Origin of the sequence: Microbulbifer sp. MKSA007 (assembly GCA_032615215.1) — a bacterium.
Taxonomy (GTDB): Bacteria; Pseudomonadota; Gammaproteobacteria; order Pseudomonadales; family Cellvibrionaceae; genus Microbulbifer.
In genome coordinates this window covers 3,496,125-3,514,924 of the sequence record CP128433.1, presented here as the reverse complement: position 1 = coordinate 3,514,924, position 18,800 = coordinate 3,496,125, and the positions used below count along the sequence as shown (strand labels likewise).

Genomic DNA, 18,800 nt, shown 5'->3' with positions numbered 1-18,800 from the left:
TTCGCAGTAGGGTATTTCAAAAGTCTATTTGTGGGCCAATAGTGGTCGCGACTTTAGGGACTTGCTTAGGAATTAGGGGGGATATAGTGGCAGGAAAATCTGATTTTACAGGGTAGGTAAATAGGGATATTTTCACTGGATAAAAAAAGCCCCGCTAAAAAGCGGGGCTTTTGGTCTGGATCAGGCTGTCACTTAGACATTCACTTCCTGGATCTCAGTCGCGGCGATGCGCTTGCCTTCTTCGGCAGACTTCTGGAAGTCTTCAATCTGATCGAAGTTCAGGTAGCGGTAGATCTCGCTGGACATGGAGTCCAGGTTCTGTGCGTATTCCTGGTACTCAGCCGGAGTCGGCAGTTTACCCAGGATGGCGCCTACAGAAGCCAGCTCAGCGGAGGTCAGGTACACGTTGGCACCATCGCCCAGACGGTTGGGGAAGTTACGGGTAGAGGTGGACAGTACGGTGGCGTTCGGTGCCACACGTGCCTGGTTACCCATACACAGGGAACATCCGGGCATCTCGGTGCGGGCACCGGCAGAACCGTAGATGTTGTAGTAACCCTCTTCCATCAACTGGTGCTCGTCCATCTTGGTGGGCGGGGAAATCCACATACGAGTGGAGATGCCACCTTTGTGTTCTTGCAGCAGTTTACCGGCAGCGCGGAAGTGACCGATGTTGGTCATACAGGAGCCGATAAACACTTCGTCTACCTTGTCGCCAGCAACGTCGGACAGCAGGCGAGCGTCGTCCGGATCGTTAGGAGCACATACGATCGGCTCTTTGATCTCGGCCAGGTCGATCTCGATTACTTCCAGGTACTCAGCGTCGGCGTCCGCTTCCATCAGTTTCGGGTTGGCCAGCCACTCTTCCATGGCGCGCGCGCGGCGCTCCAGGGTACGCTTGGAGCCGTAACCTTCAGCGATCATCCAGCGCAACAGGGTTACGTTGGAGCGCAGGTACTCAGACATGGTGTCTTCGGACAGCTTGATGGTACAGCCAGCAGCGGAGCGCTCGGCGGAGGCGTCGGACAGCTCGAATGCCTGCTCTACAGTCAGGTCTTCCAGGCCTTCGATCTCGAGGATGCGGCCGGAGAAGATGTTCTTCTTGCCTTTCTTCTCAACGGTCAGCAGGCCCTGCTTGATAGCGTAGAGAGGTATGGAGTGCACCAGGTCGCGCAGGGTGATGCCGGGCTGCATTTTGCCCTTGAAGCGCACCAGTACGGACTCAGGCATATCCAGCGGCATAACACCGGTAGCGGCGGCGAAAGCTACCAGACCGGAACCTGCCGGGAAGGAGATACCCATGGGGAAGCGGGTGTGGGAGTCACCACCGGTACCTACGGTGTCCGGTAGCAGCATGCGGTTCAGCCAACTGTGGATGATGCCGTCAGCCGGGCGCAGGGAAACACCGCCACGGTTCATGATGAAGTCCGGCAGGGTGTGCTGGGTGCTGATATCAACGGGCTTCGGATAGGCCGCAGTGTGACAGAAAGACTGCATTACCAGGTCGGCGGAGAAGCCGAGGCAGGCCAGGTCTTTCAGTTCGTCACGGGTCATGGGGCCAGTGGTGTCCTGGGAGCCCACAGTGGTCATTTTCGGCTCGCAGTAGGTGCCCGGACGGATACCTTCAACGCCACAGGCTTTACCAACCATCTTCTGGGCCAGAGTGTAACCCTTGCCGGTGTCGGCAGGTTGCTCAGGCTTGCGGAACAGCTCGGAAGGCGCCAGGCCCAGGGCTTCACGGGCTTTGCCGGTCAGGCCGCGACCGATGATTAGGTTGATACGACCGCCAGCCTGAACTTCGTCCAGCAGTACGTCGGACTTCAGTTGGAATTCAGACAGGACTTTGCCGTCTTCGGCCAGGATCTTGCCGTCGTAAGGGCGGATCTCGATAACGTCGCCCATGCCCAGTTCGTCAACGGGGGCTTCGAATACCAGTGCGCCGGCATCTTCCATGGTGTTGTAGAAGATCGGGGCAACTTTACCGCCGATACAAATACCGCCACCTTTCTTGTTGGGCACGCCAGGCATTTCTTCACCGAAGTACCACAGCACGGAGTTGGTGGCGGACTTACGGGAAGAACCGGTACCTACTACGTCGCCAACGAAAGCAACGGGAAGGCCTTTGGCTTTAACTTCTTCGATCTGCTTTAGCGGACCGGTAACGCCTGCTTCTTCTGGCTCCAGGCCGTCGCGCTTCATTTTGTACATGGCCAGCGCGTGCAGGGGAATGTCCGGACGAGACCAGGCATCCGGTGCCGGAGACAGGTCGTCGGTGTTGGTTTCGCCAGTTACCTTGAATACGGCAACTTTGATGCTCTCGGGTACTTTGTTGCGCTTGGTGAACCACTCGGCGTCTGCCCAGGATTGCATTACCGCTTTGGCGAATTCGTTGCCGGCTTTGGCTTTCTCTTCCACATCGTGGAAGGCGTCAAACATCAGCAGGGTGCCTTTCAGCTGCTCGGCAGCCAGTTCGGCCAGATCTTTGTCGTCCAGCAGCTCGACCAGGGTGGAGATGTTGTAACCGCCCAGCATTTGGCCCAGCAGTTCTACAGCGTGTTTGCGATCGATCAGCGGGGATTCTGCTTCACCTTTGATAATGGCGGACAGGAAACCTGCTTTAACATAAGCGGCTTCGTCAACGCCCGGCGGAACGCGTTGGGTGAGCAGGTCAACCAGTTCCTGTTCTTCGCCTTTTGGCGGATTTTTCAGCAATTCAACCAGGCCGGCGACTTGCTCGGCGTCCAATGGCTTTGGCGGAATGCCTTGTTCGGCGCGCTCGGCGACGTGTTTGCGATAGGCTTCAAGCACTGATAAGTCCCTCTTGGTGTGTGGGGTGGCACCTACAGCGGGTGGAATTCCCGGTCTATTAACTGTCAGCCGGGATTTTTTTTCGAGGCCGCTGATGGCGGGGGGCGAATACTACAGGAAAGCCCTACTGCTGTTAAGTTTATCGAAAAATCAATAATTTAAGTGAATTATGACTATTTGCTAGGTGAATTTTAGTAGTTTGGCAGCTGGTACTTCCCCCTTTTCTTGGCGGCGGAAACAAAATAGGCTACGCGCAATTTGAAGGCCGCGCGGGCGGCATAAATAGGTTGGTCGGATAGTTAATGTACAAGAAGGTTCGCACGCCCTGTATCGGTGTTTGCTCCACAGGAATTGGCGATGATGTTTGTCGTGGCTGCAAGCGCTTTGCACATGAGGTTATTGATTGGAATGCCTACAGTGAAGAACAGCGCCGGGTAATTGCCGAGCGCCGAGAGGGGTATTTGGTGAATGCGGTGCGCAGCCAGTTGGAGATCGTGGATCGCGAGCTGCTATTGGAGCAGCTTCATCACCAGCGGGTCCGTTTTGATGAAAGTCAAAATCCCTACTGTTGGGTGTTCGAACTGTTGAGGGCAGGGGCCAGCCAAATATCAGACCTCAAGGCTTTTGGGTTGCAACTCACTGCACAGGCGCGCGGCGTCCCACTGGTGGAAATTCGCCGCCTTATTGATGAGGATTTTTACGCACTGTCTGTCGCCTATTACCAGCGCTATGTGGCGCCTGGTATTACCTAGGACGGTTCAAAAGTTGATGGCAGCTCCATTTGAGAGCCTGGGTTTAGCGCTGCTGGCGCAAAAATACTCTGAGCGCCGGTAGAAAGGGCTCACTGGCGATTGCCAGATCCCGCCGCTGGCGCCGCCGACTCAAGCTCGGTTGGTGGTCAACTCGGGTGAATTCAGGCAGCTGCCCGGCTTCGTTGGCCTCTACCAGAATCGGCATGGAGGAATAGCCGACCTGATGATATTCCTCTTCCTCACCTAGCTCGTGCCCATAGAAGATTTCCGCTACCTGGAGATTAGGGCGACTCTGTACCTGCACTTGGCGTAAATCCTCCTGCTGGCTTTTGTGTAGCCCGGCGAGTAGCTGGCGCTGATATTGGATACCGGGATCGGACCCTTGAGGGTCGAGCTGCACCAACTTCTTTTCACACCATTTCACCGTGACCTTGCGAATGGATTTACGCGCCTTGATCCATGAAAGGGTGATGGCATCCGGCCGCTTCGGGCACATCAACACTAGCCGGTAGCATTGGCGTAGATGTGCGCGGGGGTACCTAGCATCCGCAAGGGTTTCCCGCACAGTGCGATCCTGCTCAGCTACTGGCCGCTCCGCTAGGGCGCTGCGAAGTTCGGCAATAGCCTTGGCAAAGATCTCTTTGTGGCTATTGAGTTGTTGGGCAAGCTCAAGGGTTTTGGTCGGTACCGCCAATAAACCTGGTACTTGTAAAGTAGCGCGGGCATCTCCTCCGGCGCTAACGGGCTCCAGATAGTCGAGTTGCGAGTAGAGAGCGCCTGACAGTGAATAGGGGCGTTCAAAGCTCTGATTGAGACTGAGTGCGGCATCCTGTGCGAAAGGGGGCTGAAGTAGATAGTGCTGCCAGGGTTTCTCGGCATTTTGCAGCAACTCCAGGGATTCTCTCAGGGCTTGGGCGGCGCCATGGACGTTTTCCAGTAGCGGTGGGATAGCTTTTGCCTGGGTTCTGTAGTCATTCATCAGATATGCCGGATAAAAAGTGATTTTTATATTAATGCACTTAATAAATCGTTATCAAGTTGAGTGTATTTATCATTAGGGACCTTCTTGGGTAATTGCTGCCAGGCTCTGTCAGTCGGTGAAGTAGTGCCCGTTAGAGGTTTAAAAGTGGGCGTTTGTGGCTTGGGGCCGCTATAATCCCGCGCCAAGTTATTTTGCTCCGGTTAAGTTTGTTCGCCCTATGAATGCTCAAATCCCAGATCTGTCCGCTATCAATGAATTCCTGCTGTGTCCCACGCCCGATGCCTGGGTGGAGGCGGCATTGAAGGAGCCGGAAATGATGCTGATTGATCATGCCAACTGCGAGAAAAAAGCGGCGGGTACTGCCCTGAACCTGATGTTTCGCTATCTGAATGACTTTGAGCTGCTGAACAAAATGTCGCGTCTGGCTCGCGAAGAGCTACGCCACTTTGAGCAGGTGCTGGCGATTATGGAGAAACGCGGTATCGCCTACCACCACGTTAGTGCCTCCCGCTACGCGGCGGGCCTTCGTGCCGAAGTCCGCAGCGCAGAGCCGGGGCGACTGATCGACACGCTGATTTGTGGCGCTATTATCGAGGCGCGCTCCTGCGAGCGCTTTGCACGGATTGCGCCTCAGTTAGATGATGAGTTGCAGAAGTTTTATCTCTCCCTGCTTAAATCTGAGGCGCGTCACTTCCGCGATTACCTACACCTTGCCCAGAAGGCTTCCGATGAAGATATTCAATCTAGGGTTCAGGTACTGCTGGAGAAAGAAAAGGAATTAGTGGAAGGCAGTGATGGACAGTTCCGCTTTCACAGTGGTGTGCCGGAGAGTGCCGGGCAGTAATTCTCGCTTGGCCTGCTAAGGTGGCTCAGATTTACAGGAAGCTTTTGCATTGACGTTTATTGGCTCCAAGCTTCCTGATTCTTTAGAGGAAACGCCAGAATACTCGCTGCCTAAGCTCACTAAATTGGGTCATTTCAGCAGTAGCTCTAATCGTTGGCTATGGGGTTATCGTGAGACAGCTTGGTAGTTCTGTTGCCTTTGCCCGCTTCCACGTTAGTGCTCTAAAAATCAGCACAGGTCTCTTTGGGAACTCGCCATTACAAGTCGATATCGACTGATCGAACGCTATAAGTAAGCTGGGTGAGCAGTAGTAAACTAATACTAAAGGGTATTTGTAAGCTGTACTATCGTAGGCTCGCTAGAAGATCAAACTCGTACACTAGGGGCTGTTCATCAATACCCTGTTGGCCAATCTTGAAAAACTTACGTACTGTACAGTGATTTCTACTGACCATCCTTCCGTAAAAATTATAAATTAGAGCCAATGTGTGGAAGTACAGTTTTTGAGTACCGCCTTTTGAAGATTTACGTGCCGTTTCTTAATTAGCTTTTATTTTCAATCAGTTATTTTGTAACCAGAAAGCATAAATGGTTTATGGGCATCTTTGTCTGAGTGATTCAAGGAAGACGAAAGTGACTCTTTGGGTACTTTTTTGTAGTGCATTAAGGGGTAATGAAACTGCTTAACGACATATAAGAGAGAGATACTAGGCGACGGGCTAATTTCAGGAATTTTTTAGGCTTCCTGAGAAATGCACCAAAACGGGAAAGCCTAGGACGGTAAACCTATTGGTGTTACTGCAGGGGCCGCATTCGGCGATCTTGGAGCACTGAAGATTGAGGAGCGTAATGATCAGTCAGGATGATTGTTATGGTGAGTTTGTACCAGGTAGCCCGGTATTTCTTCCCTCCTCCCCCAGAAAATGTAAGTAATGGAAAAACTATCTTTCATTTCCAAGAAATATACAGATGCTGAGAGAAGCACAAAGGCAAGGCTGCCCCGTGCTTTACTCAATAATTTTGCACAAGATCTCATAAAGCAAAACGGTATTCACGGTGGGGTTGATCACTTAGACGCCGTAGTATTTTAGTTTGCAGAAAATATAAAGATCTTGGGACGCTCTCCAGTAGATATGACCATGATTTACATTTATCCTTGGCGAGAAGGTTGTATCAATAAAGCCATTAAAGAATCCTGTTAGGGTGTAAGGCTATTTGGCCTTCCTCGAGAAGGACTGAAAAAAGACATGGCAAGCTTCCAACTTTACTCTGGCGAAAAAGGTTATATTTTGCCGTTTGAGCATCAACATAGCTAACTCTGAATCAGTATTGATGCTCAAGATGATCTTTTGTGTGACCAATGATGTTGCCAGGAGCAAGATATTTCAAAGCTGTAATTGTTTATTGGCTCCTGAGGATGTTAAAAAATATTTGCATGCAATGAAATGTAAAGGTTGATATTAAAGGAAGGTTGGGGAGATGCTGTTATTTGGGACTGGTGTTTGACGAAGTGTCTGGTTATGGATAACCAACTATTGGATTTTTTTAAACACAATTCTACCATGTTGGCAGGTGGTGGTCCTCTGCTTTTAGACGTGGCAGAAAAGTACTAGGCGCGTCTCCCAATGATAGCACTGAACTTTTGGAGGTGTTGATACCTTTTAGGTTTCAGGGGGATTGAATATGACGCGGAAGATATTGGCAATCGCAAGTTCGATCTTGCTGGCTACTTTGTTCCGTCAGGGAGTAACACCCAGGCTGATCTCGCAGGTATTTTTTCATTCATGGAAGCTAATAAGGTTTCATATGAGAATTTTAAGTTTAATCTAATAGGTTTGAAGGCTGTTCAAATATCCATTAATGTGGATATTCCAAAAATAGGGAGATTTTTGGAGGATGGAAAGAAGGAAAGGTGGAAAATTTGATCAATTAGGAGGAATGTTAATGAAAGTTATATATAAATTGTTTTTTATGGTCTTAACTGTCAGTGTATGTTTTGCTGGATCAATACATGAGGATGTGATTCACACTCAGATATCTGAAGAAGGGAAAACCATTTCAGCAGATATGTTAATGGCTGGAAGTGATGTGTCTGGTGGAGTGACGGATAGTGTTGGTTATATTCTTGGGGCAATAATTAAAATTCTACTAGGGGAAGCTTAAGATTTAGCCCAGCGGACTTTGGGTGAAATGATGGGTCAATGTTTCGCTGGGCTTCAAAATTCTGTGCTACCCGAATAAGTCCGTAAGATGATCGATTTATCTGGAAGGTAGCTGCGGTAGTATTAGGCTGTAATTTTAAACCGGATGCGTTGGGTTTTCTGAGATTTTTAAGCTTGGTGGTGGATAGTGTCTCCATTTGTGCATACGGTGTTCTTTTAGTGAATGTCGAAAAGTTGCTCTCACCGTGTCTCATTTTGGTGTTTAAAATTTACCTCTGTTTGAGGTTTCTAGGTTCTTTTCTCTTATCCTGAATCAAGCTTTTTCAATAGCCGAATAAACTCTTCGAGCTCTTTGCTGCTGGTGGAATCCACAGAAAATTTATTGTGGAAAAATATGGTGAGTTTTACTTTGGGGGAGTTGATAAAAACCGTATAGCCGTCAAAGTCAGTGCTGACTGCCAGTCCCTGGTAATGCCATTCGTTACCTTCCTTGCGCCCCTCCTTTGTCGCCCTATCAAACACCCGCAGCGCTTGTTTGACGTCAATCTTCTGTTCGGCATCCATTGCTGCTTGCTCCTGCCGCTAAGCTTGTTGTTTGAGACGAAACTGTCTTTGACTTGGAAGCTTAGACGACATGGACACTGACATCCATCACTACCCACCAGTAGATACGCGGCTGTTTGACTGGCTGGCTTACCTTGGTTTGATTCCATTTGTCGCAGGAATCATTATGCAGTGGTTAGGGTTTTCTCTTTGGGGAGTGACTCCGCGCCTACTGTTCACCGCCTACAGCGCCGTGATTCTGAGTTTTCTTTGCGGTGTTTGGTGGGGTGCTGCACTCAATCAAGTGGGGCATCCGCATAGGATGATTTTAGCGCTACTGAGTAACCTGGTGACGTTGGTGGGGTGGGTGGCGCTGCTGATGTTTCGCACCACTTGGGCGCTACCGGTATTACTAGTTGCTTTCGGTTTTGTTGTCTGGGCCGAGGCCCGGTTGAACCCCAATCTGCCCGGGCGGGATCAGTATTTCCGCACCCGCAGCATCGTGACCTACCTAGTGATGGCCTGCCATCTTCTAATGATTCTGCTGCTCCTTTGAAATGTCTGGCGCAAACTAAACTGTTACCAGCGAAGTTATTTTGGGGTAGCTCTTATGCAACCTGTTTCCTCTGAGGTGCTCGACCAGCTATTCAACAAAGCCCGAACCCATAGTCATTGGCAGGATAAGCCGGTTTCAAAAGAGGTTTTGAAACAGCTTTACGACTTGGTCAAATTCGGACCCACCAGTGCTAATTGTTGCCCTATGCGATTGGTGTTTGTTGTAAGTAAGGAGGCTAAGGAGCGGCTCAAGCCAGCGCTTAATGAAGGAAACATTGAAAAAACTATGCGGGCTCCGGTGACTGCCATTATTGCTTACGATATGCACTTTTATGAACACCTTCCGAGGCTCTACCCCCAGACTCCTGCGCGGGAATGGTTTGCCGATAGCCCCGAATACGCCGAGGTTACTGCATTTCGCAATGGTTCCTTGCAAGGAGGCTACTTTATTTTAGCGGCGAGGGCCCTGGGGCTCGATTGCGGTCCAATGTCGGGGTTTGATAACGCATTAGTTGATGAGGAATTCTTCAGTGAAAAATGCTCAGCACCGGCTTTTCTACCGGAGCACTTCCCCGATTGTCATATTAAGTCCAATTTCTTGTGCAACCTTGGCTATGGCGAAACTGACAAATTATATCCGCGCAACCCTCGGTTGGATTTCGATGAAGTGTGCACAACTCTGTAAATTGTTGTGTTTAACATAATTCGTATTTGTTAATGCGGGTTAATGGCAGTGGATTAAGAATTAGGTGTGATTAAGTGGTTCTTAAACGATCTCAGCAGTTGATTGACCCGGAAGAATATTTTTTACCTAGGCAAGAGGACGCGCTTTATGAGTTGTTTGGCCGGGACATAAGCCGGGCTGTGGTTGAGCGATTTTTGTCGATGCAAGATGAGGAATACTTCCGCTGTGTCAGTTCGGGAAATTTCGGTATCTATGCCGCAGACCAACTGCTGATAGATTGCTACGCAAAGAAAATAAATGAGCAGGCGATTCTCGATGAAAAGTTGTTGTTTAGTCGAGAAGAGCTGGAGCCGATTATTCAGGCATATAGAGCGGAAACACTTTATATGAACCTGGCAATGGACAACGCAGCGCTGCCACACGATGTAATTACCACCGAGGAATTTGTCTTACATCTACAGGCGACCATTCTTAAGGCGTTGGAGAAAAAGCGGGATGCTGATGATTTTATTGTGGTTATCCCGACCACCAGCTACAAAGGGGAACTCATTCCCAAAGCCATTTGCAGTAAAGCCAAGTTGAATGATGAAACCTTTGAGCGTCAATTCCAGTTGGGGCTTGTTCGCAATCAGCACCTGCAATATGTCTTAAGTAAGTCCTACTTGTGGACCCTGGCACATGCCTGGCCCTTTATTACGGGTTCGGAAGTTGGGGAGGGGCTGTTTAAAGGGGTGGTATTTCGGCAGTTTGATCTAGGTTTTGGCACCATAGCCTCGGACCTGGACAGTGATACCAATGTATTTGTGATTACAGATGCAAGTTGTACCGGTGGTGAGGCAGAGCATATTCGCAGCCGTCTGTTGAGAATGGACCGACATGAACGCTCGGCGATTATTGTTCCACTATGTAAGAAAGAAGCGATACACCGTTTGGATAAAAGTGCGGAAGGTAATGCAGAAATCGTGTCTGGGGTCGTCCTGGATGACTTCAAGCGGCAGTGGAAAGATATTGGCCATCGAGCGAGCTATAAGACCCTCAGGGGGGCGAAGAGGTAATGGCCAGGCATGAGTCCTTATAGTGCCGGCTTAGAGACCATCAGATAGACAATGACAACGGTTATGGGAAATGCGATAGCCCCGAGCAGGGACCAAGCCATCATTAGCTTGCGCATTTTGTCTATATTACCGTCCTCTTTGGCATGTTTACGCAGCTGGTACTGAAGGTAAACAACCGGCAGCCACAACAAGAACACGGTTGCGCTGAGACCGGCGGCTAATTGCAGCCAGGCTTGCAGCATCCAGCTTGGATTAATCAGCAGCATTCCCACCGCGCTACCGAATAGACCAATTACCGCCGATCCGGTAAATATCCAGTCTGCCCGTACCGTCTCCCGGCTGACCCACTGCATAACTTGGGCATTTCCGGACAGCCAGCCCCTCAGGGTGTACCAAGCGATGCCGGTCCCTGTGCCGAGTACGATTATGGCGCAAAGGATATGCAGTGTTTTCAGTATCAGATAGTAATTCACAGCGCTGCCGGCCAGACTAAAGTTGGAGATAAATTAGTGGCTGCGGTCGTTAATTTCAATGCCAATTATCGCTGCCTTGATATCTGCTAGCTCGAGCTAGTAGGACGATAAACGATATGGGGGAGAAAAGTGATCTTCCGACCGGAGAAAATTATCAGTGGTGGTCAGACAGGGGCGGATACCGGCGGCTTGCTGGCAGGGCAGCGCCTGGGAATTGCCACCGGTGGCACAGCACCGCAGGGTTACTGGACTGAGATCGGTGATCGGCCGGATTTTCTGAAAAGGCTTGGGCTGGTTGAAAACACGTCCCCGGATCTGGAAGAGCGTACTCGTGAGAATATCCGCAACTCCGATGCCACTGTTATCTTCACAACCAATCCCAGTAGTGATGGCACCCTGTTTACTATTGAGTTCTGCCAGGCATCGGGGAGGCCACACTTGGTAGTCAATCCGACTGATGCCAATCGAGTACAACTGGTGCGCGACTTTATCCTCAAGAATCGTCCGCAGACGCTCAATGTGGCGGGTAACCGTGAATCCAACTCCCAAGGGATTACTGAAATTACCGCGGAAACCATCGAGAGGGCGCTAACCCGCTGAGTCTAGGGTTCAATGTGCCTCTCAAGATGATGACCCGAGGGGTTGGGTGCGCGCAGGCGCAATTCCAAGTCCGGGTATTGCCCTACGGAAAACCAGAAGAACAGGCACAGGGCAGCAATTGTGGCAAAGAGAGTGAAGTAGTGAACCCAGGCTGGTTCTGGCCCACCGGGTAGAAAGTGCTTTTCTTCAACGCTGCGACGGCGATTTAAAATTAGCGCATAAAAAATGACTGTCGCAATCACAAAGATCAGGGACCAGCGGGTTTGTTGCCCGTCAGATCCCACCAGGGCCACAAGGCAGTACACCGCTGCAATCAGCAAAATCACGGTAAACAGTCCGTACTGCTGAGGCGGCATTTTGCCGTAGGCCAAAACCCGCAAAGCTACCGCAGAATAGATATAGGGCATCAGTGTCATAATCACAGCGACAGAAGCAATTTTGCCAAACTGCTGGCTGGCCGTTGGCGATATGGTGGTGAGTATCAATACAGACATCAACACGGCCACCAGGGTTAATCCGCCGGTAGGCACGCCTTTGTTATTGGTGCGGGCAAATAGCGCTGCAAACAGGCCATCATCTGCCGCGGCCTTGGCAGACTGCCCCACCAGCAGTATCCAGCCGCCCAATGAACCGATACAGCCAATAGCGGCGCACAGGGCTACGACATTGGCCGCAGTATTTCCCAGTGCCAGGCGAGCAGCATCGGCAAAGGGAGCGGAGGAGCTGATTAATTCCTGGTTCGGCAGCATCCCCATAATGACCGATGAGCTGAGTACATAGGCGATAGAAGCCAGGGTAACTCCCCCAACCGTTGCGATCGGAACGTTCTTGGTGGGGTCTTTTACCACTGCGGCGGATACAGAGGCGGTTTCCACCCCAATAAAGGCCCAGAGCGTGAAGGTCAGGCTGGCCATAATAGCACTGGGGTCGCTTTTGCCTGAGACATTCCAGCTGCTGGTAAAGTTTTGCTGGTCGAACCAGAACCAGCCAAAAATAGCGGTGCCGAGGATTGGAAGCAAAACCAGGCCGGTGGTGAGGGATTGGATGCGACCGACGGTGCGCGGGCCCAGTACATTGGCGTAAGTCAGCAGCCAGACCATAGCAACCTGGGCCATGGCAAAAGTCAGTGGGTCTTTTAACGGTGGAAAAAAATGGGTCAGATAGCCCAGGCCTGCAGTAATCAGCGCAACATTACCGATTACATTGGCCAGCCAGTAAACCAGGTTGGTTTGGTAGCCAATGTAATCGCCAAAAGCGCGGCGGGCATAGGCGTAAGGGCCGCCGGCTGCGGGATAGATAGCGGCGAGCTTGGCAAATACCAGGGCCAGGGAGATAGCGCCGACAATGGTTATCAGCCAGCCGATCAAAGAAATACTGCCGACTGCGGCGAGATTGGCGGGGAGCATAAAAACCCCGGAGCCCATCATATTGCCTGCAACCATCAGGGTTGCGGGCACTAAGCCTATTTTATGCTCCTCTTTGATAGGCGAGCCTATGGCGAGTCTCCCCGCAGGGCGTAAATATGATAGTGGCCGTCCCGCACCTCTACTCCGTGGTTATCGTGGGTAAAGCCTGGAAATTGCTGGTCGAAGGCTTCCAGAGTTCTCAAGTAAATCAATGCCGGACTATCTTCATCGCCAAAATTTTCGCCGGGCATTAACAGAGGAATACCTGGAGGGTAGGGTACAACGCCCGTGGCTGCGGTACGTCCAGGTAACTTGCTTAGCGGAAGCATTTCCACATCGCCGCGAACCAGGGTTTCATAAGCTTGTACCGGACTGCAGTCAGCTCTAGGTAAGGCTGAAAATCCTGCAGACATTTGCACTGTGGTTTGCAATTTTTTCATGGAAGCAAACATATTGTCTGCAAGGTCGCGCAGCCCGATATTGCGATAGGCTGGGGACTTTTTTATAAGGTTTGGCAGGCATTCACTTAAGGGCCGGTTGGCATCGAAGTCGCGCTTAAAGGCCAGTAAAGCATTGATGAGAGTGCCCCACTTACCCTTGGTAATACCGATAGAAAACAGGAACAAAATCGTAAAATCGGTAGTTTTCTCCACGATAATGCCGAGGTTGTCCAGGTATTTACTGACGATGTTGGCAGGTATTCCAGATGCAGACAGTTTGCCATCAGGGTTTATCCCCGGGGTGGTAATCGATACTTTAATCGGGTCCAACATGCAGTAATCTGGCTCAATATCACCAAATCCATGCCATGACTCGCCGGGGTCTAATAACCAGCAGCTGGGCTCATGACACAGGAGCTCTGCTGGGGCGCTGTGAAAGGCGTAGTTGTGCCCGTTACTGGGGTCGGTGACATGCTCAGGCTGCCAACCTCCGAAGAACCACTCTTCTTTATCGCGATACTCCTGTTGCAAACGGGACAATACTTGTCGGAACGCTATGGCCTCAGCAATTGACTCCTCTGTTAATGCTTTTCCACCCGGCCCATCCATCATTGCTGCGCTCACATCATTGGAGGCCATGATGGAGTAAAGTGGGGAGGTTGAGGCATGCATCATAAAGGCTTCATTAAAGCGCCCATGCTCAATGGGTTTACGCCCATCGCGAATGTGAATCATCGATGCCTGGGACAATGCGGCGAGTAATTTATGTGTTGACTGAGTGGCAAATTTGCTCGGGCCATTTTTCGCGTCGGCTTCGCCCAAATCATACATTGCGAAGCGATCTCGATAGATAGGATTAAATCGAGCGTATGAGTACCAGGCTTCGTCAAAGTGCAGGCGATCAACGGACTCGCCGAGAAGTTCTTCCACTCTGCGCACGTTGTAACAGAGACCGTCGTAGGTGGAATTAGTAATGACTGCGTGAACGGCACGGGAGTTTTTGGCGTGCTTGGACAAAGGGTTTTGCCGAATAGCATTGGCAACAGAGCTGGCCGTCAACTGTTGGGGAGGGACAGGGCCTATGAGGCCGTAGTTGTTGCGTAGGGGAATCAGGTAGGTTGGAACTGCACCTGACATGGTGATCGCGTGTTCGACGGATTTATGGCAGTTTCGATCGCACAGAGCCAATTGCCCCCGGGTAACCGATGCCATCAATATCACTCTATTCGATGTCGAAGAGCCATTGGTTACATAGTAAGTGCGATCCGCACCAAATACTTTTGCTGCATATTTCTCTCCCTTGGCAATGGGGCCCGAGTGATCCAAAAGCGATCCCAACTCTGTTACAGAAACAGAGAGGTCCGAGCGCAACATATTTTCCCCAAAGAAATCGTAAAAAGCGCGACCCGCAGGGGATTTGAGAAAAGCTGTTCCCCCAGTGTGGCCGGGTGTGTGCCATGAATATTCATGGACCCGGGCAAAGTGGGTCAGGGCGCGAAACATGGGGGGAAGAATGGCGTGGCGGTATCTTTCAATCGCACTCTGGATGCGACCGCCGATAAAGGTCGGGGTATCTTCCAACATCCAGATAAAATCGTTGGCTAATTCCAGGGCCCGTCGCGGCATGGTGCTGACAGTCTGCTGATCTGCCAGAAGGAATACCGGCATTTGGGGATTGCGGGCGCGAAGTTCTTCCAATACAACCAGGGCGGGGCATTTCGCTTCACCGGGCAGGGTCCAATTAATCAGCAGGCATTGGATCGCGGTGTTAGTACTCAGTATGGCGCAGGCATCACTACCACTGGTGGTTGTTATTACGTCAATTTTTCGCTCTGATAACTCTGCCTGTAGCCTCATGGCGGCGCGGCCGGGAGCGCTGTTGTCGTCGACTTCACTGCTGGCGATCAGGGCCAGCATGCTGTTATGGCGTTGCTGTCCGAAATGATGCATGAGTGCCGCACAAACCTTTTGTTGTGGCCTGCTAAAAAGTCTCAGCGCAGGAAATTGTCTCGCAAAAGATCTACCACCTCATCGGCGCGGCCGTTGAGTATTGCCTTAAGTCCGAACAGTGCGGTGGAGGTGACTTGCTGCGCTGTAACTTCCGGCGGCATCACCAGCTCCACGCGGTTCGTCGGTACGCTGAGTAGTGCCGGCCCGTCAGTGGCGAGCCAGCGCTTCATACTTTCCTCAAGCTGATCCGCACTCTCGATACTGGCACCACTGATGCCACAAGCTTCGGCAACGCGGCCGAAGTCCGGGTTATGTAAGTCGGTATAGCTGTCGAGAAGCCCCTCAATGCGCTGCTCCATCTCTACGAAGCCGAGGGAGTTATTGTTAAATACCAGGACTTTTAATGGGATTTTTTCTTGCACCAGTGTCAACAGGTCTCCCATTAACATGGTCATACCACCGTCGCCGCACATAGCGATGACCTGGCGCCCGGGATAGGCTTTGGCCATGCCCAGGGCTTGGGGGTAGGCGTTGGCCATGGTGCCGTGGGAAAGGCTGGTGAGAAATGAGCGTTTGCCGTTGGCAGTGAGGTCGCGGAGCATCCAAACCATACAGGCGCCGCCATCGGCGGTGAATACGGCATCCTCATCGGCCAGCTTGTTGAGCGTCTGGGCGACAAATTGAGGGTGGATCAGGCTGGGGTCTTTCTCTTTGCCGCGGCTCTTCATCTCTTCCCGATCTTTTTTGTATCGTTCCAGAAGGTCATCGAGGAAGGTGCTGTCGGTGCGGGCCTTTAATCGGGGCAAGAGGGCTTCAATGGTGGGCCCCACATGTCCTACCAGGCCCATATCCACAGGAGCGCGTCGCCCCAGGTGCGGCGCTTCCGCATCAATTTGAATAATGGTGGCTTTTTTCGGGTAGAACTGGGTGTAGGCAAAATCGGTACCCAGACACAGTAACAGGTCACAAGTCTCCATGGCCCGGTAGCCCGCGGGATTGCCGAGAATCCCGGTCATGCCCACATGGCAGGGGTTGTCGTATTCGAGAAACTCTTTCGACTTGGTGGTGTGGGCAATAGGAGCGGCCAGGTGTTGTCCCAGTTTTATTACTTCATCGTGAGCGTGACGGCAGCCGATACCGCCGTAAATAGTGATATTTTTTGCGGCGTTGATTTTCTTTGCCAGGGCGTCGAGCTCAGAGTCAGACGGACGCGCTAGCCATTCAGGGCGATGTACCGACCAGGGCAGACTGTCTTTGGTCTTCTCCTTGAACAAGTCGCCGCTAATTTGCACCACCGCGACACCACCGCGAGTAAGCGCAGTTTGTGCCGCCTGCACAATCATTCGACGGGCTTGCTCCGGGTGGGTCATGGTTTCACAGAAGACCGAACACTGTTCGTAGAGTTTTTGCTGGTCCACTTCCTGTGGATAGCCGAACCCCTGTTCCGCACGGTCGATGCGGGATGCAATCAGTACCACCGGGGCGCCATTGCGATGGCTTTCAAAAATGCCGTTGATAAAGTGCAGGCTGCCGGGTCCGGCAGTCCCGGCGCAGACACTCAGCTCACCGGTAAGGTAAGACTCCCCCCAGCGGCGAAAGCGCCCACTTCCTCATGACGCACATGTATCCACTCCAAGTCGGAAGTGCGCACCGCTGATGTGAAGTGATTGATGGTATCGCCGACAATGCCGTAGCACCGTTTGGCGCCGGCCTTGACCAGTGTATCGACAATAATCTCTGAAACGGTTTGCATAGCAATCTCCACAGATTGGGTGAGGCTAGCGGTTAATAGCGCGGCGGATCGACGCGTACTTGCCCTCTTCGAGCTTGATCGCAGGCTGAAAACTGTCTGCCTGTGCGGCCAGCCACCAGTGCCAGTAGGGCGTATCTTCTGGTGCGTCGATCAGCGAGTTGGTGTCAAGAAAATGCCAGATACGATCTATCGGCCTGGATTCTGCGCCATTAATTCGGTGAATCATGTGATAGGGTTTTAGGTCTCGGGGGTCGGTAAGCCCAGCGCCGGCCACAATATCCTCCAATGCTTCGAGGGTTTTTGCCTGGAAGGCCGCCGCTCGCTTGCTTTGCACATCCACCACTAGCCCGCGCTGACGCCGAGGATCTTGGGTGGTAACGCCAGTTGGGCAGGTATCCGTGTGGCAGCGTTGGGATTGAATACAGCCTACGGAAAGCATGAAGGCCCGCGCCGCATTGCACCAGTCGGCGCCGATGGCCAAGCATTGCGCTAGTCCGGATGCGGAATAAACCTTGCCGCTGGCAGCCAGCTTCACCTTATCTTTCAGGCCCGCCCCCACCAGGGCATTGCGTACGATAATCAACCCTTCCAGCAGCGGCATACCCACGTGGTTGGAAAGCTCCAGCGGCGCTGCACCGGTACCGCCTTCGGCGCCGTCTACAACAATAAAGTCCACCAGTTTCCCGGTTTCGTGCATGGCCTTCATTATGGCCATCACCTCGTAGATATGCCCTACACAGAGTTTTATGCCTACCGGTTTGCCGCCGGACAGTTCACGCATTTGTTCGGCAAATTCCAGCATTTCAATGGGGGTGGAGAACATGGAGTGCGCGCGGGGGGATACGCAGTCCTGGCCGGGCGTAACCTTCCGGGTGGAGGCGATCTCCTGAGTTACTTTGGCGCCGGGTAATACTCCACCGTGCCCGGGTTTCGCTCCTTGGCTCAATTTAATTTCCGTCATTTTAACCTGGTCGTTACAGGCCTCGCGGAATAGATCCGGGTTAAAGCTGCCGTCATCGTTGCGCGCACCGAAATAACCGGTACCCAATTCCCACACTAGATCGCCGCCATGTTTGCGGTGATAGGGGCTGATACCCCCCTCACCGGTATCGTGATAGAAGCCGCCAATTGAGGCTCCTTTATTCAAAGCTTCTATTGCGGCGGCGGACAGAGCGCCAAAGCTCATGGCCGAGATATTTAACAGGGCGGCGGAGTAGGGCTGTTTGCAGCGGCCCGTGCCCACTTCAGTACGGCAGGAGGTGTCTGCATGTTTTTCGGGCTTCACCGAGTGAGTGAGCCAGGTATATTCCTCACTCTGCACATCTTTTTCAGTGCCGAACGGATGCATATCAGAAAAACCTTCGGAGCGGGCATACACAAGCCTTCGGGCTTCAATGCTGTAAGGGCGTCCTTCCTCATCACCCTCGACCATATAGGCGCGGAAATAGGGACGCAGGTTCAGGAATATCCAGCGAATGCGGCCGGCAACCGGGAAGTTCCGCGTAATGCTCCAATGGGGTTGGAGCATATCGTAGATTCCCAGTAGTACCAGTGAAACGCTAATCAGTAGAGCCACCAGCCACCAGGCGCTGTTTGTAAACGTGAGCACCAAGAAGAATGGGGTCAGGATAAGAGCGGTAATGGGAATAATCGCGCGCTTTATACCATTCCGGCCGGAATAGGCGCACCAGGGGTTGGAGCTACTCATAAAATCAGGTTCAGCATCGTTACATAAAGTTCCGATACTGAACCTAGATCATTTGTAAGGGTTCTGCCTTGATAAGGTCAACTA

General features: G+C 51.8%; 16 protein-coding genes. 7 read left to right on the top strand and 9 right to left on the bottom strand.

All coding sequences use genetic code 11. From position 1 onward, the window contains the following. Positions 1–192 precede the first annotated feature (192 nt). The gene (gene acnB, locus QT397_18505) at positions 193–2,808 is read right to left on the bottom strand and encodes a bifunctional aconitate hydratase 2/2-methylisocitrate dehydratase (protein WNZ54853.1); all 2,616 of its coding nucleotides are present in this window, start codon (positions 2,806–2,808) and stop codon (positions 193–195) included. A gap of 302 nt (positions 2,809–3,110) precedes the next feature. Between acnB and QT397_18500 the strand changes: the two genes are divergently transcribed. After that, positions 3,111–3,560, top strand: coding sequence for a DUF1289 domain-containing protein (locus tag QT397_18500; protein WNZ54852.1), 450 nt, complete (start codon positions 3,111–3,113; stop codon positions 3,558–3,560). 43 nt (positions 3,561–3,603) lie between these two features. Here QT397_18500 and QT397_18495 read toward each other — a convergent pair whose 3' ends face one another. Further along, positions 3,604–4,539 (bottom strand): hypothetical protein, encoded by a 936-nt coding sequence (locus QT397_18495; protein ID WNZ54851.1) that lies wholly within the window; start codon positions 4,537–4,539, stop codon positions 3,604–3,606. Positions 4,540–4,759: 220 nt separating this feature from the next. On the opposite strand from QT397_18495, the gene miaE reads away from it, so the two are divergent. Beyond that, entirely contained in the window at positions 4,760–5,386 is a 627-nt protein-coding gene (miaE, locus tag QT397_18490) for a tRNA isopentenyl-2-thiomethyl-A-37 hydroxylase MiaE (GenBank protein WNZ54850.1), read from the top strand. A 1,896-nt stretch (positions 5,387–7,282) separates the two neighbouring features. Further along, on the top strand, positions 7,283–7,549 hold the full coding sequence (locus QT397_18485; GenBank protein WNZ54849.1) for a hypothetical protein: 267 nt from the start codon (positions 7,283–7,285) through the stop codon (positions 7,547–7,549). A gap of 302 nt (positions 7,550–7,851) precedes the next feature. Here the strand turns inward: QT397_18485 and QT397_18480 are convergent, their stop codons facing one another. After that, the gene (locus QT397_18480) at positions 7,852–8,112 is read right to left on the bottom strand and encodes a DUF3081 family protein (GenBank protein ID WNZ54848.1); all 261 of its coding nucleotides are present in this window, start codon (positions 8,110–8,112) and stop codon (positions 7,852–7,854) included. Between the two features lie 70 nt (positions 8,113–8,182). Between QT397_18480 and QT397_18475 the strand changes: the two genes are divergently transcribed. The 3 genes from QT397_18475 (at position 8,183) to QT397_18465 (ending at position 10,386) form a co-directional block, all read left to right on the top strand. Then, the gene (locus tag QT397_18475; protein WNZ54847.1) at positions 8,183–8,647 is read left to right on the top strand and encodes a DUF3429 domain-containing protein; all 465 of its coding nucleotides are present in this window, start codon (positions 8,183–8,185) and stop codon (positions 8,645–8,647) included. A gap of 54 nt (positions 8,648–8,701) precedes the next feature. Continuing rightward, positions 8,702–9,331 carry a malonic semialdehyde reductase gene (locus QT397_18470; GenBank protein ID WNZ54846.1) on the top strand — a complete coding sequence of 210 codons (630 nt, stop codon included), beginning with the start codon at positions 8,702–8,704 and terminating at the stop codon, positions 9,329–9,331. A gap of 74 nt (positions 9,332–9,405) precedes the next feature. Further along, positions 9,406–10,386, top strand: coding sequence for a hypothetical protein (locus tag QT397_18465; protein WNZ54845.1), 981 nt, complete (start codon positions 9,406–9,408; stop codon positions 10,384–10,386). A gap of 17 nt (positions 10,387–10,403) precedes the next feature. On the opposite strand, the gene QT397_18460 is transcribed toward QT397_18465, so the two are convergent. After that, positions 10,404–10,859 (bottom strand): DUF2269 domain-containing protein, encoded by a 456-nt coding sequence (locus tag QT397_18460; GenBank protein ID WNZ54844.1) that lies wholly within the window; start codon positions 10,857–10,859, stop codon positions 10,404–10,406. A gap of 129 nt (positions 10,860–10,988) precedes the next feature. Between QT397_18460 and QT397_18455 the strand changes: the two genes are divergently transcribed. Then, positions 10,989–11,459 carry a putative molybdenum carrier protein gene (locus QT397_18455; protein WNZ54843.1) on the top strand — a complete coding sequence of 157 codons (471 nt, stop codon included), beginning with the start codon at positions 10,989–10,991 and terminating at the stop codon, positions 11,457–11,459. 2 nt (positions 11,460–11,461) lie between these two features. Here QT397_18455 and adiC read toward each other — a convergent pair whose 3' ends face one another. From adiC to QT397_18430, 5 genes are read right to left on the bottom strand one after another with little or no spacing between them, the layout of a single operon-like run. Further along, positions 11,462–12,943, bottom strand: coding sequence for an arginine/agmatine antiporter (adiC, locus tag QT397_18450; GenBank protein ID WNZ58561.1), 1,482 nt, complete (start codon positions 12,941–12,943; stop codon positions 11,462–11,464). Between the two features lie 8 nt (positions 12,944–12,951). Further along, positions 12,952–15,255: an Orn/Lys/Arg decarboxylase N-terminal domain-containing protein gene (locus QT397_18445; protein WNZ54842.1), complete on the bottom strand. Its 2,304-nt coding sequence runs from the start codon at positions 15,253–15,255 to the stop codon at positions 12,952–12,954. A gap of 41 nt (positions 15,256–15,296) precedes the next feature. Then, positions 15,297–16,781 (bottom strand): thiamine pyrophosphate-dependent enzyme, encoded by a 1,485-nt coding sequence (locus QT397_18440; protein WNZ58560.1) that lies wholly within the window; start codon positions 16,779–16,781, stop codon positions 15,297–15,299. Positions 16,782–16,813: 32 nt separating this feature from the next. Further along, positions 16,814–17,008, bottom strand: a complete 195-nt coding sequence (locus QT397_18435) for a thiamine pyrophosphate-binding protein (protein ID WNZ54841.1) — start codon at positions 17,006–17,008, stop codon at positions 16,814–16,816. Between the two features lie 25 nt (positions 17,009–17,033). Next, entirely contained in the window at positions 17,034–18,716 is a 1,683-nt protein-coding gene (locus tag QT397_18430; GenBank protein ID WNZ54840.1) for an FMN-binding glutamate synthase family protein, read from the bottom strand. Between the last annotated feature and the right edge of the window lie 84 nt (positions 18,717–18,800).